General features: G+C 59.3%; 17 protein-coding genes. All 17 read right to left on the bottom strand.

Going from position 1 to position 16,672, the window contains the following annotated elements; genetic code table 11:
* Window positions 1-21: 21 nt before the first annotated feature.
* The 17 genes from ACYZUD_RS32195 to ACYZUD_RS32115 all read right to left on the bottom strand — a co-directional run bounded on the left by ACYZUD_RS32195 (window position 22) and on the right by ACYZUD_RS32115 (window position 16,625).
* Entirely contained in the window at window positions 22-390 is a 369-nt protein-coding gene (locus ACYZUD_RS32195; protein WP_462021808.1) for an Hpt domain-containing protein, read from the bottom strand.
* A 30-nt stretch (window positions 391-420) separates the two neighbouring features.
* Window positions 421-2,067 (bottom strand): ATP-binding SpoIIE family protein phosphatase, encoded by a 1,647-nt coding sequence (locus ACYZUD_RS32190; protein WP_462025139.1) that lies wholly within the window; start codon window positions 2,065-2,067, stop codon window positions 421-423.
* A gap of 65 nt (window positions 2,068-2,132) precedes the next feature.
* A complete protein-coding gene (locus tag ACYZUD_RS32185; protein WP_462021807.1) occupies window positions 2,133-2,438 on the bottom strand; it encodes an STAS domain-containing protein in 306 nt (101 codons plus the stop codon).
* A 166-nt stretch (window positions 2,439-2,604) separates the two neighbouring features.
* Window positions 2,605-3,054: a flagellar export protein FliJ gene (fliJ, locus tag ACYZUD_RS32180; RefSeq protein WP_462021806.1), complete on the bottom strand. Its 450-nt coding sequence runs from the start codon at window positions 3,052-3,054 to the stop codon at window positions 2,605-2,607.
* Window positions 3,055-3,060: 6 nt separating this feature from the next.
* A complete protein-coding gene (gene fliI, locus ACYZUD_RS32175) occupies window positions 3,061-4,419 on the bottom strand; it encodes a flagellar protein export ATPase FliI (protein WP_461951318.1) in 1,359 nt (452 codons plus the stop codon).
* Complete coding sequence (gene fliH, locus ACYZUD_RS32170) at window positions 4,409-5,218, bottom strand: flagellar assembly protein FliH (protein WP_462021805.1); 810 nt, start codon at window positions 5,216-5,218, stop codon at window positions 4,409-4,411. Before fliH ends, fliI begins: the two co-directional genes overlap by 11 nt.
* A gap of 7 nt (window positions 5,219-5,225) precedes the next feature.
* On the bottom strand, window positions 5,226-6,245 hold the full coding sequence (fliG, locus tag ACYZUD_RS32165) for a flagellar motor switch protein FliG (RefSeq protein ID WP_003184041.1): 1,020 nt from the start codon (window positions 6,243-6,245) through the stop codon (window positions 5,226-5,228).
* Window positions 6,238-8,025, bottom strand: a complete 1,788-nt coding sequence (gene fliF, locus ACYZUD_RS32160; RefSeq protein WP_462021804.1) for a flagellar basal-body MS-ring/collar protein FliF — start codon at window positions 8,023-8,025, stop codon at window positions 6,238-6,240. The genes fliG and fliF overlap by 8 nt, the downstream gene beginning before the upstream one ends.
* Before the next feature lie 15 nt (window positions 8,026-8,040).
* Window positions 8,041-8,370, bottom strand: a complete 330-nt coding sequence (gene fliE / locus ACYZUD_RS32155) for a flagellar hook-basal body complex protein FliE (RefSeq protein WP_008035213.1) — start codon at window positions 8,368-8,370, stop codon at window positions 8,041-8,043.
* Window positions 8,371-8,624: 254 nt separating this feature from the next.
* Window positions 8,625-10,010 (bottom strand): sigma-54-dependent response regulator transcription factor FleR, encoded by a 1,386-nt coding sequence (gene fleR / locus ACYZUD_RS32150; protein WP_462021803.1) that lies wholly within the window; start codon window positions 10,008-10,010, stop codon window positions 8,625-8,627.
* A gap of 5 nt (window positions 10,011-10,015) precedes the next feature.
* Complete coding sequence (locus ACYZUD_RS32145) at window positions 10,016-11,221, bottom strand: sensor histidine kinase (RefSeq protein WP_462021802.1); 1,206 nt, start codon at window positions 11,219-11,221, stop codon at window positions 10,016-10,018.
* A gap of 128 nt (window positions 11,222-11,349) precedes the next feature.
* Window positions 11,350-12,825 (bottom strand): sigma-54 dependent transcriptional regulator, encoded by a 1,476-nt coding sequence (locus tag ACYZUD_RS32140; RefSeq protein WP_008044600.1) that lies wholly within the window; start codon window positions 12,823-12,825, stop codon window positions 11,350-11,352.
* 173 nt (window positions 12,826-12,998) lie between these two features.
* A complete protein-coding gene (locus ACYZUD_RS32135; protein ID WP_462021801.1) occupies window positions 12,999-13,295 on the bottom strand; it encodes a flagellar protein FliT in 297 nt (98 codons plus the stop codon).
* Between the two features lie 10 nt (window positions 13,296-13,305).
* Window positions 13,306-13,701, bottom strand: a complete 396-nt coding sequence (fliS, locus tag ACYZUD_RS32130; protein WP_462021800.1) for a flagellar export chaperone FliS — start codon at window positions 13,699-13,701, stop codon at window positions 13,306-13,308.
* A gap of 126 nt (window positions 13,702-13,827) precedes the next feature.
* Window positions 13,828-15,249, bottom strand: a complete 1,422-nt coding sequence (gene fliD, locus ACYZUD_RS32125) for a flagellar filament capping protein FliD (RefSeq protein WP_462021799.1) — start codon at window positions 15,247-15,249, stop codon at window positions 13,828-13,830.
* Window positions 15,250-15,331: 82 nt separating this feature from the next.
* Window positions 15,332-15,700 (bottom strand): flagellar protein FlaG, encoded by a 369-nt coding sequence (locus ACYZUD_RS32120; protein WP_462021798.1) that lies wholly within the window; start codon window positions 15,698-15,700, stop codon window positions 15,332-15,334.
* Between the two features lie 73 nt (window positions 15,701-15,773).
* Window positions 15,774-16,625, bottom strand: a complete 852-nt coding sequence (locus tag ACYZUD_RS32115; protein WP_462021797.1) for a flagellin domain-containing protein — start codon at window positions 16,623-16,625, stop codon at window positions 15,774-15,776.
* Window positions 16,626-16,672: the final 47 nt, after the last annotated feature.

Genomic DNA, 16,672 nt, shown 5'->3' with positions numbered 1-16,672 from the left:
GCCAGATTTGCGTGAGAGACGCTAAAAGCGCCGGACGGTCGCGCTGGCAGCGAGAGAACGCTGGCGCTCGGCCTCGTAAAGAGGCCTGACAATGGCGAACTCCTGGCTGATCTCACCCACGAGTTTTTCAATGCCGGCGAGGGGAATCTGCTTTGCACGCCGTTCCAACTCATCACACAGCTTGGCAAGGCGAATAGCGCCCATGTTGCTACTGCTTCCCTTGAGGCTATGGGCCGCGTCAATAAGCCGCGTGACATCGCCGGCCTTTTGCAACAAATGCAAACGCTCTTCGGAATCGGCGAGGAAGGTATCCAGCAATTTCGGATACTCATCCTCCATGACCTCTTGCAACGCGCTCAGCACGTTGCGGTCCAGGTGCGTGTCAGCCACTTGCTCACTCCTTGATCAAGAACGCATGGATTATGCCAGAGCCTCCCAGTAAAACTCCACGCGGGCACTTCGGCCTTCGTCGGACCAACTGGCATTGCGACTCAACTGTCGGATCAGGCTGACGCCACGTCCCGACAGACGAATGCCATCCAGCGGCCACGCCATCACTCGCTCGATATCAAACCCCTTGCCACTGTCTTCAACCCGAACCGTCAGGCAACCGCCCTCGTCCTTTGGCGTGACCTGCAAATGCACCCGGACATAGCCGTCCTGCAGCTCGTCCAGGCGCGCATTGCGCTGTTGATAATAGCGGGTAAAACCCGACGCATCGCGCTTGAGGCTCGAGTCCAGACCCAGTACGCCATGCTCCAGGGCATTGGAATACAGCTCCGCCAGAACGCTGTAGAGCGCCCCGCTCTGGGCACGCAGGCCATGGACCTCAAGCAGCAATTGCAAAAGATACGGCAGCGGATTGAAGCGCTTGAGGGTGGCGGCGCGAAACTCGAAACTCACCGACCAGTCCAGCGGGCAGGACTGACCACTGTCGGAATAGACCAGCGCCGGCGGGCTCAGCTGCGCCGCCTCCAACAGACTGACCTCGACCATGCTGACATCGTCGCGGGCTTCACCGCGAAAATCCCGGAGCGCCTGCTCGATTTCCTCGAACAGCTCATCAGGCTCTCGATTGGCCGTAAACACCTGCTGCAATCGCTCTACGCCAAACAACTGATCGTTGGCATCGCAGGTATCGATCACCCCGTCGGACAACAGGAAGACCCGATCCCCGACCGCCATCGGGAACACTTCAGTGCGGTCATCAAAGGTTGGCGGGCTCAGAACGCCGAGCGGCAAATGCCGCGCCCTCAGCGGTGTACGCACACCGCTGGCGATGCTGTGCAAGTAACCGTCGGGCATCCCGCCATTCCAGACCTCCACCGAGCGTCGCTGAAAACTCAGGCACAGCAGCGTTGCACAACAGAACATGTCCACCGGCAGGATGCGCTTGAGCTTGGCATTCATCTCGCGCAGGGTTTCTGACAGGCCGTAACCCTTGGCGGTCATGCCGTAAAAGACTTCGGCCAGGGGCATGGCCCCGACAGCGGCCGGCAAACCATGGCCGGTAAAATCGCCGAGCAGCACATGCATGTCACCGGCCGGGGTGAACGCGGCCAGCAGCAGATCGCCGTTGAACAGTGCATAGGGCGATTGCAGGTAACGGATATTGGGGGCGTTCAGGCAGCCGGAGTGGGCCACCTTGTCGAACACGGCCTTGGCCACGCGCTGCTCGTTGAGCAGGTAGTCGTGGTGCCTGGCGATCTGGTCACGTTGCTCCAGGACGGTGGCCTGCAACCGGCGCAAGCGGTCCATCGCCTTGATCTTGGCGGCGAGAATGACCTGGTTGTAAGGCTTCGCCAGAAAGTCGTCACCCCCGGCCTCCAGGCAACGGGCCAAAGCTTCGCTTTCGGTCAGCGACGTCAGAAAGATGATCGGCACCAGGGTTTCCCCGGCCAGCGCCTTGATCTGCCGCGCCGCCTCGAAACCATCCATCACCGGCATCATCGCGTCCATCAACACCAATTGTGGTCGTTGCTGGCGAAACGCTTCGACCGCTTCGGCACCGTTGGCCGCCGTCAGCACTTCATGGCCCTGGCGACGGACGATACTCGACAGCAGCATTCGATCAGCCGCGCTGTCTTCGGCGATCAGTATGGTCAGCGGCTCGAGCGGCGATTGCACCGTGTTCAACTGATGTCGAACAGCTTGTCGAAGTTGGAGATGGCGAGGATCTTTCGCACATCCGAGTTGCTGTTGACTACTCGAACATCGGAGCTGTCGCCACCGGCGTGATCACGCAGCAATAGCAGCATGCCCAGCGCCGAACTATCGAGATAAGTGGCCTCTTTAAGATCGATCACAATAGATTCGGGTTTCTTGCTGAGTCGCTCATAAGACTCGCGAAACTCCTGATGTCGACCGAAATCGAATCGTCCCTTGATCGATATCGTCAGCTTTTGCCCATCCGGAGAGACTTCTGTAACGACTGACATGAACGGCTTCCTTGTCATTGGCGAACGTACGTGTACAAGGTTTAGCACTTGGTCGGGGTAGGAGCAAGATCAAAAGATCGCAGCCTTCGGCAGCTCCTACAGAATCGGGTTTGCACGCGGTCAATGTAGGAGCTGCCGAAGGCTGCGATCTTTTCAAAGTCAACGTTCAGTAAGGATCCTGACGCGGCAACCGCTGGGACAACTCGTCCAGCAGCTTCTGCTCACGCTTGTCTTCCAACTGCCGAGCCTCATCTGCGTAGCGCTGAACCAGCTTGCGCAAGCCTTCGACCCGGGCAAATGCCTGTTGCCAGGTTTCCCGTGCCTTGTTCAGATTATTTTGATGCCAGACCAGGCTTTGCCGCTGCTGATCGATGGCGACGCCCAATTGCGCGAGAAAGCCTTGATACCCCAACAGCCATTGACCCGAGACGCCACTGCTGCCGCGCACGATCCACTGTTCCTGATAGTCGAGGCGGAAGGCTTCAAGGTCGGCGAGCTTGCTTTCAGCCAGGCGAACGTGACCCTGAAAGTGCCCCAAACGCTGGACGGCGGTTTTCTCGGCTTTTTCGGCCATTTCGACCACCGGCGCCAGACGCCCTGCCCGACTCTGGGCCATGGTCGATTAACCGCCCGCCGCGGGCGCGAAGATCGAGCCGAGATAGGCTTCGCTTTCGCCCAGACTGATGCTGTCGTTCAAACCCTGGCGCAGGTATTTGACCAACTGCGGTTGCAGGGAAATCGCCAGGTCGGTTTCCCGATCCCCGCCGGCGACGTAGGCGCCCACGCTGATCAGGTCCCGACTCTGTTGATAACGCGACCACAGCTGCTTGAAATACTGGGCGCGGGTCATGTGTTCCGGCGAGACCACCGACGGCATGACCCGGCTGATGGACGCTTCGATATCGATGGCCGGGTAATGCCCTTCCTCGGCCAGGCGCCGGGACAAGACGATGTGCCCGTCGAGCACACCCCGCGCGGCGTCGGCGATCGGATCCTGCTGATCGTCACCTTCGGACAACACGGTATAAAACGCGGTGATCGAACCGCCGCCCTTTTCGGCGTTACCGGCCCGCTCCACCAGTTTCGGCAATTTGGCGAACACCGATGGCGGATAGCCCTTGGTCGCGGGAGGCTCACCGATGGCCAGGGCGATTTCCCGCTGGGCCTGGGCAAAACGGGTCAGGGAGTCCATGAGCAACAGGACATTCTTGCCCTTGTCGCGGAAATACTCGGCGATTCGCGTGCAATACATGGCCGCGCGCAGACGCATCAGCGGCGCATCGTCCGCCGGGGACGCCACGACCACCGAACGCTTGAGGCCTTCTTCACCGAGGATGTGCTCGATGAATTCTTTAACTTCGCGACCCCGCTCACCGATCAGCCCGACGACGATGATGTCGGCCTCGGTAAAGCGGGTCATCATGCCCAGCAGCACACTCTTGCCGACGCCGGTACCGGCGAACAACCCGAGCCGCTGACCGCGACCGACCGTCAACAAACCATTGATGGAGCGAATGCCCACGTCCAGCGGCTCGCTGATCGGGTGCCGCTTGAGCGGGTTGATGGTCGGGCCGTCCATTGGCACCCAGTCTTCAGCCTTCATCCCGCCCTTGCCGTCCAGCGCACGACCGGCGCCATCGAGCACCCGCCCGAGCATGCTCATACCCATCGGCAGACGACCGGTATCGGCCAACGGCACCACGCGCGCGCCAGGCGCAATGCCGGCGACGCTGCCGACCGGCATCAGAAAGACCTTGCTGCCGGAGAAGCCCATGACTTCAGCTTCGACCTGCACCGGGTGGTAACTGTCGTCGTTGATGACCATGCAGCGGCTGCCCATGGCGGCGCGCAAGCCTTCGGCTTCGAGGGTCAGGCCGACCATGCGCAGCAAGCGGCCTTCGAGGATCGGTGCGCCGGCCAGTTCCGTGGCCTCGGCGTAACTGCCTAGGCGCTTGGCGAAGCTGGTGCGGTCAAGGCGCATCGGGATCGTCCAGCTCAGGCTCGACCGGCAGGACGGCAGGCTTGTCGTCGACCGGCAATTCCAGGCTCAGATCCGGCGCGGCCGGGTGCAAGGACTGTTCATGCAACTGATCGAACAGCTTGTCCATGACTCGCGCAATGCGGGTTTCGACGGTGGCGTCGATACGACTGTGCTCAGTCTCGACCCGGCAACCGCCGGGCAACAGGGCCTCGTCCTCGACGATGCGCCAGGTTTCTTCATGGCGTTCGCGCAGGGCTTTGACCTGTTCGAAGTCCTGCGGATTGATGTACAGCCGCACATTGCCCACGCCCAGCGGCAAGAGCTTGAGGGCTTCGCGCATGACGTGTTCGATCTGCGTCGAGTCGATGGCCAGTTCGCGCTGAATCACCTGTTTGGTGATGTGTTGCACGAGGTCGATCAGGGACTTTTCAATCTGGGTGTCCTGCTCGGCGATGGGCTCGAACAAATGCCCCATCAACTGCTCCAGACCGGCAATCTTGGCGGCCAGCGCCACTTCGGCTTCCTGTCGGACCCTGAGCGTGGTGCTGTGGAAACCTTCTTTCTCGCCGACTGCGAAGCCTTCGTTGTAGGCCTCCTGGCGAATGCTTTCGAGTTCTTCGAGGGTCAGTGGCTGGACTTCTTCCAGCGGCACTTCTTCCATTTCCGGCGGCTCGGGCTCTGGTTCAGGCTCGGGCTCCGGCACATGCGGATCGAAACTGGGCAACGACCAGACGTCGAAACCACCGACGTCCTTGGCACGGATCAGGTCGGTGTTGGACTCATCATGTTTGGACGACATAGTGACCTTAGATCATCTCTTCGCCGCCCTTCCCGCCGAGAACGATTTCTCCGGCTTCGGCCATACGGCGAGCAATGGTGAGGATTTCTTTCTGTGCGGTTTCCACGTCGCTGACACGGACCGGGCCCTTGGCCTCGAGGTCGTCGCGCAACAGTTCGGCCGCTCGTTTGGACATGTTCTTGAAGATCTTCTCTTTGACGCCTTCGTCCGAGCCCTTGAGGGCCAGCACCAGCACGTCGGAGGACACTTCGCGTAGCAACGCCTGAATCCCGCGGTCGTCGACATCGGACAGGTTGTTGAACACGAACATGAGGTCTTCGATCTGACCGGACAGGTCTTCGTCGACTTCGCGGATCGAGTCCATCAGCTGACCTTCGATCGAGCTGTCGAGGAAGTTCATGATGTCCGCCGCACGTTTGATGCCACCCAGGGTGGTGCGCGAGGCATTCGAGTTGCCGGAGAACTGCTTCTCGAGAATCTGGTTGAGTTCTTTCAGGGCCGCTGGCTGCACGGTGTTCAGCGAGGAAACCCGCAGAATGATGTCCAGTCGTACCTTGTGGTCGAAGTTGCCCAGCACTTCGCCAGCCTGGTCCGGGTCGAGATACGCCACCACGATCGCCTGGATCTGCGGGTGCTCGTAACGGATCACGTCGGCGACAGCGCGCGGTTCCATCCACTTCAGGCTGTCGAGGCCACTGGTGTTGCCGCCCAGCAGGATCCGGTCGATCAGGCCGTTGGCCTTGTCTTCGCCCAGGGCCTGGGTGAGCATTTTGCGTACGTAGTCGTCGGAGCCGACGCCCAGGCTGGTCTGGTCGCCGACGATGTCGACGAACTCGCTCATCACCTGCTCGACCTGCTCGCGGTGCACGTTACCCATTTGCGCCATGGCCACACCCACACGCTGGACCTCTTTGGGCCCCATGTGGCGCAGCACTTGGGCGGCATCGGTCGACCCCAGGGACAGCAGCAGAATCGCAGCTTTATCGACCCGGGACAGTTTGGCGACAGCGGCTCGGTTATCACTCATCTGCGTTAATCCACTCTTTCACGACCTGGGCCACGCGACCCGGATCTTCTGCCACCAGACTCTTGATTGCGTTCAACTGTGCGTCATAGCCTTCGCTCGGGCTCGGCAGCAGGATGCTTTGCGGGCCACCGAGGCTGACGCGGTCGTTGGCCAGCTCGCCATCCAGGCCGCCCATGCCACCGAGTTCCACGTCACTGCCGATGCCAGCCAGTTGCTTGCCTTTGCCGCCACCGGTGATGTTGTTGAGCACCGGACGCAGTACGCCGAACACCAGCACCAGGATGAACAAGACACCCAGCACTTGCTTGACGATGTCCCAGAACCACGGCTGCGAGTAGAACGGAATATCGGCAATCACTTCACCGCGCTCAGCGGAGAACGGCATGTTGATCACGCTGACGCTGTCACCACGGCTGGCGTCGAAGCCGACGGCGTCCTGCACCAGACGGGTGAAGCGCGCCAATTCGTCGGCACTCCACGGTGCACGGGTGGTTTCGCCATTGGCTGCGTTGATCTTGACCTGATCGTCCACCACCACCGACACCGACAGGCGATTCAAACGACCCTGCTGTTGCTTGGTGTGGCTAATGGAACGGTCGAGCTCGAAGTTCTTGGTGGATTGTTGACGCTTGTCCGCCGGGTACGGTGCCAGCATCGGCTGGCCGGTGGCCGGGTCCATGACTTGCTGACCGTTGGCGTCCAGCAGTGGCTGGCCTGGCTGCACCATGCCGGCCGACGCGGTTGCGCCACCGGTGGTTTGCGGCGCGGAAGCCGGCGATGGCGGCTGGTTGCTCAGAGCACCCGGCACACCTTGCGGACCATTGCTGGCGGTACGTTGTTCGTTGACGGACTGCTCGCTGCGCAACGCCGGCTGGTCCGGGTTGAATTGCTCGGAGGTCGACTCGACAGCACTGAAATCCACGTCGGCCGAGACTTCAGCTTTATAGCGGTCATTGCCCAGCACCGGTTGCAGGATGTTGTGCACGCGCTGAGTCAGCATGCTTTCCATGCGACGGCTGTAATCGAACTGCTTGCCGGCCATGGTCAGTTCGGAGTTTTCCGCCTGATCAGAGAGCAGGTTGCCCTTCTGGTCGACAACAGTGATCTGGGATTTGCTGAGTTCGGGAACGCTGGTCGCGACCAGGTTGATGATCGCCACGACCTGGCCTGGCTCCAGCGAGCGGCCGGAATACAGTTCCACCAGAACCGAAGCACTCGGCTTGCGCTCGTCGCGTACGAACACCGAGCTTTTCGGAATCGCCAGGTGCACGCGGGCACCCTTGACGTTGTTCAGGCTGGAGATGGTCCGTGCCAGTTCGCCTTCGAGACCACGACGATAACGGGTCGCTTCCATGAACTGGCTGGTACCGAGGCCCTGGTCCTTGTCGAGGATTTCAAAGCCGATGTTGCCGTCGCTGGGAGTGACACCAGCGCCCGCGAGCTTGAGCCGCGCACGGGACAAATCATCGGCCTTGACCAGCAAGGCACCGGAGTTGGGTTCAACGGTGTAAGGAATATCAGCGGCAGCCAGGGTATCCATGACCTGCTTGGCGTCCATACCGGCAAGGCTGCCGTACAGAGGCCGGTAGTCCGGCTGCTGGGACCACAACACCACGGCAAAGCCAATCGCCACGCTCGCAGCCAGGCCGACCAACAGGCCCACCTGACGCAACATGGTCATCTCGGAGAGGTTTTCCAGGAAGGACAACCCGAACAGCGGCGGCTTGCCGTCTATTGGAGTGGCCTTGGCCGGAACATTATCGGCGACTGCTTCTGCCATGACTCAATCTCGTCCTTAAACCGGCATCTGCATGATGTCTTGGTATGCCTGAACCAGCTTGTTACGCACTTGGGTCAACGCCTGGAAAGACACGCTGGCCTTCTGCGAGGAAATCATCACGTCCGTCAGGTCGACGCCGCTTTTGCCGATCTCGAAGGCACTGGCCAACTGACTGGAAGCCTGCTGGGTGTCGTTCACTTTATTGACGGCCTGACCGAGCATGTCGGAAAAGCTGCTGCCACTCAGTTCAGGGACGGCGGCAGTCGATTTCGGTGCAGACATGGCATCCATTTGCATGGAGCGCATGTCCAGCATCAATCGATTGAATTCAATACCTTGGCTCATGGTTTCTCTCTTTGACGAAGCTACGTCTTTGGCGACCCGCATTTTTTTGACACTCACTCGGCGGGTAGTGAGGTGTTAGCAACAAGGGTGCCAGCTCCGTGGCCACTCCAAACAAAAGCCCGTCCTTCTGTAGCAGATTGCTTCCGATATGCAGGAGCGAGCTTGCTCGCGATGGACTCGAGAGCGCCGCGTTTATCCCGCAAACCCGCGTTATCGTTAACGACCATCGCGAGCAAGCTCGCTCTTACAGCTACTCAGGTAGCGAACAAATAAGCTTCCACATCCATTCCGGCGTCACGCATCTGCGCCAGTTTGTAGCGCAGGGTGCGCGGGCTGATGCCCAAGCGCTCGGCGGCCTCTTTGCGGCGGCCACGCTCGGAGCGCAAGGTGTCGATGATCATCTGGAATTCACGACGACGCAGATCATCGCCCAACGCTCCCGCAGACTCGGAATCGACCTCCACGGCACGCACCGGTGCAGGCGCCAATACCGGCAACGGCGCACAGGCAACAGGGCCGGCCAGGCAGAAATCCTGAGGCTGAATCAAACCGCCCTGCTGCAGAATCAGCGCCCGCTGAATCGCGTTATCCAGCTCACGCACGTTACCCGGCCATGGATAGCCGATCAGGCACGTTTGAGCCTCAGGCGACAGTCTCGCCGCGGCATGCTTCATTTTATTGACGTGTTTGGCCAGCAGACGCTCGGCCAGCGGCAGGATGTCGGCGGTGCGCTCGCGCAACGGACGCCAGGCCAGCGGAAATACCGACAGGCGATAGTAAAGGTCTTCGCGAAAACGCCCCGCCGCCACTTCCCCGGCCAGGTCTCGGTTGGTGGTCGCGACCACTCGAATGTCCAGCGTGATCGGTTTGCGCGCGCCGACCCGCTCGACTTCCCGCTCTTGCAACACCCGCAGCAACTTGGCCTGCAGGCCCAAGGGCATTTCGGAGATCTCGTCGAGCAGGATGGTCCCACCATCGGCCTGTTCGAACTTGCCGGCCTGCGCCGCAATGGCACCGGTGAACGAGCCCTTTTCATGACCGAACAACGTCGCCTCGAGCATGTTGTCGGGAATCGCCGCGCAGTTGATCGCAATGAACGGCTGGCTGGCGCGATGCGAGTGCTGATGGATGTAACGCGCCAGCACTTCTTTACCCGTCCCGGACTCACCGGAGATCAATACCGTGGAATCGCTGCGTGCCACCCGCGCGGCCAGTTCCAGCAATTGCGCACTGGCCGGCTCGAACGCCACCGGCCCCTCGCCTTCGATCGCGCCGAGACTGCCGAGCGCGTGCCGCGCCACCAGATCGAGCAACGCCTTGGGCTCGAAGGGCTTGACCAGATAATCCGCCGCCCCCTGACGCATCGCATCGACCGCCCGCTCCACAGCGCCGTGAGCAGTCATCAGCAACACCGGTAGTTGCGGCTGCCGAGCCCGCAGTAATCCGAGTAACTGATGGCCGTCCATGCCGGGCATGTTGACGTCGCTGAGCACCAGATTGAATGCCTCAGTACCGACTGCCGCCAGCGCTTCTTCTGCCGAGCCTACCGCCGTGTAATCGTGCCCCGCGAGCAACAGCGTATCGGCCAGCGCTTCGCGAAGCGCACGGTCATCCTCGACCAGTAAAACCTTGATTGCCATGACCTTCACTCCGCTCCCTGAGCGCTGGGCTTTTCACCGGAAAAAAGCGGCAGGATGACCTGCGCACAGGTGCCGCGGCCCAGCCGTGAACGCAGCTGCAATTCTCCCTGATGGGCACGCGCCACCGCCTTGACCACGGTCAGCCCGAGGCCGGTTCCGGTGGTCCTGGTGGTAAAAAACGGCTCACCCAGACGCGCCAGCACTTTCGTATCGATGCCGCTGCCGCTGTCGCTGATCGATACGCGCAGATTGTTGTCACGGGTGTAGAGATGGACTTTCAAACGAACATCGCCGGCACTGGCCTGGATGGCGTTTTCGATCAGGTTCAGGATCGCGCCGACCAAAGTGTCGCGATTGCACAGCAATTCGCCCGAATGGCTGTCGCATTGCCAGCGGATCGGCAGGTCTTGAACATGGGTCAGTGCGGCCGCCTGCAGCGACTGCATCAGCGCCTTGGGCGTGACACGATCCGTCAGTGGCAGCTCGCCACGCGCAAACACCAACATGTCGCGAACCTGATGTTCCAGCTCATGCAGACGCTCTTTCAGGCGCCCGGCAAAACGTTGCTGGGTCTCGACCGGCAGCTCCTGCTCAGTCAAATGACTGGCGTAGAGCAACGCGGCGGACAAGGGTGTACGAATCTGATGGGCCAGCGACGCGACCATTCGGCCGAGGGACGACAGGCGCTCGTGACGGGCCAACTGATCTTGCAAATGACGGGTTTCAGTCAGGTCATTCAGCAGCACCAACTGACCGGGCTCGGCATCCAGCGAGCGAGTGGCGATCGACAGACGCCGACCGTCCTTGAGAGAAATTTCATGACCATCGTCTTCACGCGGCGCAAAGCAACGGGCGATCACATGACGCCACAGCACGCCCTCGAGGGGCAGACCGAGTAGTTCACAGGCTGCGGGGTTGGCTTCGCGCACGATACCCTGGGCGTCGATGACGATGACGCCGCCGGGCAACAGATCGAGGAGGTTTTGCAGCCGGTTGGCCAGGCGTTCTTTTTCGGCCAGTTCCTGCATGCGTTGCGCACTGACCACCGCCAGTTCGCCCTTGAGCTCGGTGACCCGGGCTTCGAGCATGCTGTAGGAATCGGTCAATTGGCTCGACATTTGGTTGAACAGCGCGAACGCCTGCTCCAGGCCAAGCCGGCTTGCCTGCTCTACGGACGACGGTTGCCCCGAAGCGTCAGGGACAGGAGACATTTGGGCGGCTTGGGGCATCGTGCTCTCTCGCTTGGCTGACCGTCAGTTAAACGGAACGTTGCGAGGGATGTAGCAATACCCGTGCCTAAAAAAAACCGCCTACAAATGAAGGACTTGAAAAACAGGCGTCAATCATCTGCCTGTTCATCACCGTCGCGACGGCTCATGCCGTACTTGCGCATCTTTTCCACCAGGGTGGTACGACGAATCCGCAGCCGTTCGGCGGCGCGCGCCACGATGCCATTGGCATCATCCAGCGCCTGCTGAATCAGCCCTTGTTCCAGACCACCGAGGTAGTCCTTCAGGTCCAGGCCTTCCGGCGGCAGCATCGCATTGGCGGTGAAGTCCGGGGTATGACCGTTGATGGCCACCCGCTCTTCGAGATCGCTACGCAGGCTGTCGACCAGTTGCTCGTCTTCGTCGTCGACATAGCGGAATTTCTTCGGCAACTCGACCACGCCGATCACCCCGTACGGATGCATGATCGCCATGCGCTCCACCAGGTTGGCGAGTTCGCGGACGTTGCCCGGCCAACCGTGACGGCACAGGGACATGATCGCCGCGGAGTTGAAACGGATCGAACCACGCTTCTCGTGCTCCATGCGCGAGATCAACTCGTTCATCAGCAGCGGAATGTCTTCGACACGCTCGCGCAGCGGCGCCATCTCGATCGGGAACACGTTGAGGCGATAGTAGAGATCTTCGCGGAAGGTGCCGATCTCGATCATGCTTTCGAGATTCTTGTGGGTCGCTGCGATGATGCGCACATCGACGCTCTGGGTCTTGTTGCTGCCCACGCGTTCGAAGGTGCGCTCCTGCAAGACACGCAGCAACTTGACCTGCATCGGCAGCGGCATGTCGCCGATTTCGTCGAGGAACAAGGTGCCGCCGTTGGCCAGCTCGAAACGCCCGGCACGGCTGGTGATTGCACCAGTGAAGGCGCCCTTCTCGTGGCCGAACAGTTCACTTTCCAGCAACTCGGCGGGGATCGCCCCGCAGTTGACCGGCACGAACGGCGCGTCACGACGCTTGGAGTGATAGTGCAGGTTGCGCGCGACCACTTCCTTGCCAGTCCCGGACTCACCAAGGATCAGCACGCTGGCGTCAGTATCGGCGACCTGCTGCATCATCTGGCGGACGTGCTGAATCGCCCGACTGGTGCCGACAAGACTGCGGAAAAGATTGGGTTCGCGGTGACGGCCGCGCTCGCGGGCCTGGTCGTACATCTCGCGATAGACCTGGGCGCGATGCAGGGAATCGAGCAATTTGCTGTAGCTGGGCGGCATTTCGAGGGTCGAAAGCACTCGACGACGCTGGTCTTCTGGCAAGTCAACGGAAGAATTATCGCCCATTAACAAAACTGGAAGGAACTCATCCCAGGTTGAGAGTGTCTTTAACAAACCCGGAAGCGCACCAGGAGCATTTACCGTCCCGATGAGGACACAGATCACTTCACGACTTGACGACAAAGAGCCGACAGCCTGCTGCCAGTCATGGCTACCACAGGGTAAATTTTCTTCGCCAAGAAAATTTAAAATCACCGCCAAGTCGCGGCGGCGGACGCTATCGTCATCAATCAGCAGAATTTTGGTTTCACGCCACATGCAATAGCAACTTCCCTAGTCAACTCAATGCCCGAAATGAGGGGGCAAGCTAGACGCTTGCAGACACGTTATGCCTGTAGACGCCTGAAATCTGGAACCAGCCACTAGTTAAGTCAAAAAACCGTGCACAGTCAAATTTATGGCGCACTATGTTTGGATTAACTGGGGGTTAACTAACCAAACAGATGGTAAACCTTTGCCGCGCTCTGTGCTTGATGGATCTGCGACATCTCGTCGACTATCGCTTGCCGCTCTCCTGTCGCCGCCTCAAGAAGCTGTTTATACACCCCCAGCAACTCCTCAAGATTGTCGCGCAACGCGGCCTCGTCCACCGAAGCTTCACTCAAGACGTCTTCCATGCAGGAACGGCAAGCCAGGTCCAATTCACCAATGGCTTCCCAGTTTCGCTCAGCCAAAGCACCGACCAGGCCTTCACGGGTTTCTTCGATTCGCTGCAATACAAGACTCATGGTGATCTCCTTAAAACTGCGGACCCGGCGCGGCGATAGCGTCCCAGCCGTCTTTGACGGTGCGAAGCAGATCGGCGACTTCGTCGAGAATCTTTGGATCGGTCTTGATGTTGGCTTCAGCCAGACGCTTCATCATGTAGGTATAGAGGTTATCCAGCTCACCTACGGAGTCGGCCTGGTTTTCCAGATCCAGACCTTCACGCAGACCACCAATAATGCCGATGGCCTTGCCGATCAGAACCCCTTTGTTCGGAATATCCTTGCGCTCCATCGCGCCTTTTGCCTGGGCAATACGATCCAGGCCGCCTTCCATCAGCATCTGCACCAGACGATGCGGGCTGGCTTCGGAAGTTTGCGCCTGAGCGCCAATCTTCTGGTATTGGCGAAGGGCTAACATTGGATTCATGTTGTACCTCATCAGAATTCTGTGGTTCGTCTAACCAGTGTATCGACGACGCGTCAAAAAACTTTAGATTCAAAAACAAAAAGCCCGGAGCGTGAAAACGCTGCCGGGCTTTTGGCGTTACGAATGTTACGAGTTTTTCTGCTGCGCGGTCATGGCTTCGAACATCGACGTGATGTTGCTGGCTGTCGCTTTCAGCTTGCCGACGAGGGTGTCCATGTCGTTGTACTTTTTGGTCAGTACCGCGGTCAGGGTCTCGATTCGGCGATCAAGGGCATCCTGGTCGCTTGCCAGCTTGGTCTTGGCCTTGTTCAGACTGGTCGTACGCTGATCCAGAATAGCGCCGGTGTCTGCAAACGGCGCGACAGCCTTCTTCATCCGCTCCAGCAAGCCGTTATCACCCGCGAACATCTCCTGTACTTCACCGCCCAGTTTTTTGTCAGTCATCGCAGCGGTGAATTTGGTGCTGTCGAAATCGAGGGCGCCCGTCTTCTGGTTGGTGGTAATACCCAGTTGCGCGAGCACGGTGAGCTTGTCACCTGATCCGGTTTCCGACAGAGGCCCGCGAATCGCCGACAGGATCGAACGCGGCAACGCATCCCCAGTCAATGCCGCGGGAATGGTCGGTTCACCATCAGCATCGAGCGAAGGCTTGGTGAGCGCCGTAACGCTGTTGGCGATTGCGTTATAGGCATCGACAAACTTCTGGATCGACGCTTTCAGACCATCGGTGTTCGCAGCCACGGAAACAGTCGAGGTACCTGTAGCCACCAGGTTAAACGTCAGACCAGAAACGGCTTTGTCGACCGCGTTGGTCTTACTGGTCAACGCCATGCCGTCGATGGTGAATTTTGCATCGAGGGCCACTGCACCAATAGCACCGGCAGACGTGGCGGTCATTGGAGAACCGCTTGTGCCCACGACGTTACTGCCGTCGATTTCAAGCCCGGCAATACCACTGACGGAAATATCGGAGCCCGCACCCGTGTTGGTGGAACCCAGTACAAGGCGCGAACCAAAGGAGTCAGTGACGATGTTGGCACTGACACCGGCAGCCTTCAGCGAGCTGTCGGCGTTGATCGAGTCGCGAACCGACTGCAGTGTCGCACCGGCGGCCACATCGACGTTGAAGTTCTTGCCACTCTGGCTGATGGTCAGCGTGCCCGTGGGAATGGCACTACTCGTACCACCAGCAAACGCAGCACTGGCCACTTTGGACGAAGTGGCCAGATTGCCGACATTGATGACGTAGTTACCGCCCACAGCGGAGTTACTGGCAGTGGCCGTGACGATTTTCACATCGGAGGAAGTCGCGGCAAAACCCGGAAACTGCGGGTTGGTTTTGCTACCCAAATCAGTCATGGATTTGGTAAACGCAGCCATCAAGGACTTCAAGGTCCCAATACCGGAGATGCTTGCGGTGTTCGTCGCAGTCCCACGGTCGATCTGACCTTGCTTGGCGGCCTTGTCAGAATCAACCAAAGCTTTGACGATAGCGGTGGTATCAAGGCCGGAACCCAAACCCAGGCCCGGTAGAATTGGACTTGCCATGTGAAACTCCCTTCAGTGTGTCGCCGGCCTTTTGACCACTACAACGCCCAAAAGAACATAGCAACAAAATTCGTGCCAGCTGTCAGGCTTTCGCGCTGAACAACAAGCTGCTTGCATCATTCAAACTGTTGGCCAGCTTCAGGACTTCTTCGTTGGGGATCTGACGGACCACCTCACCGGAGTCACTGGCAATCACTTTGACCACTACTTTGCCTGAAGGCTCATCAATCGAGAACTCCAGGTTGCGCTTGACCGACTGAACGAACTTTTCAATTTCCTGAACAGCCATCTTCAGTTGTTCCTGCTCGGTCTGGGCACCTTTACTTTCATCCTTGACGGCAACCACAGGCGCAGTTTCCGCTAGAGGCTTCTGCGCCGGCTTATCGACGACAGGCGTCGTCGCCTGCTTGGCCGCAGGATAAGACAAGTTCAGCTTCACGCTCATATCCATGTCCATCACCTCTTAAAGTAAAAAAGCGAGAGAGCGCGACGTGCGCACTCCCCCGCCAAAACTCACCCAGCTATTACTGAAGCAGTTTCAGTACAGCGGATGGCAGTTGGTTGGCCTGAGCCAGAACTGCGGTGGAAGCTTGTTGCAGAGTTTGTTGCTTGGTCAGCTGTGCAGTTTCGGCAGCGAAGTCGGTATCTTGTACGCGACCCAGTGCAGCACTGGCGTTTTCGTTGATGTTCTGCAGGTTGGAGATGGTGCTGGTCAGACGGTTCTGGGCAGCACCGAGGTCCGCACGGCTGGTGTTGATGGTTTTCAGTGCAGCATCGATTGCGTCGATGGCAGCAGCAGTGCTGGCTTCTGCAGTGGCGCTGTCGTTACCGGTGATGGCGATGGCAGCAGAGTCAACGCTCAGGGTGGCAGCATCGAAGCCGCTGTCCAGAGTCAGGGTGATCTGGTTGGTAGCGCCAGTGTTGGAACCGACCTGGAAGGTCATGGTGCCAGCGGTGCCGTCGATCAGGTTTTTGCCGTTCAGGTTGGTCGAATTGGCAATACGGGTCAGCTCGTCCGACATGGTTGCGAACTCTTTGTTCAGAGCTACACGGTCGTCGGTGCCGTTGGAGTCGTTTCGTGCTTGAACAGCCAGTTCACGCATACGCTGCAGAATGTTGGTCGATTCTTGCATCGCGCCTTCAGCAGTCTGAGCGATCGAGATACCGTCGTTGGCGTTTTTGATAGCCATGGTCTGACCACGGATCTGCGAGGTCATACGGGTAGCGATTTGCAGGCCGGCAGCATCGTCTTTAGCGCTGTTGATTTTCAGGCCGGAAGACAGACGAGTCATCGAAGTCGACAGAGCGTCGGAAGCACGGTTCAGGTTTTTCTGAACGTTCAACGATGTAACGTTAGTGTTTACTGTTAAAGCCATGACGAATTCCTCGTTGGTTGGGTACTGCGGCTTCCGGCCCTGGCAAC

The organism is Pseudomonas sp. XS1P51 (genome assembly GCF_054897845.1).
The sequence above is the reverse complement of the archived record's forward strand: the minus strand, read 5'-3'. Positions and strand labels throughout refer to the sequence as shown.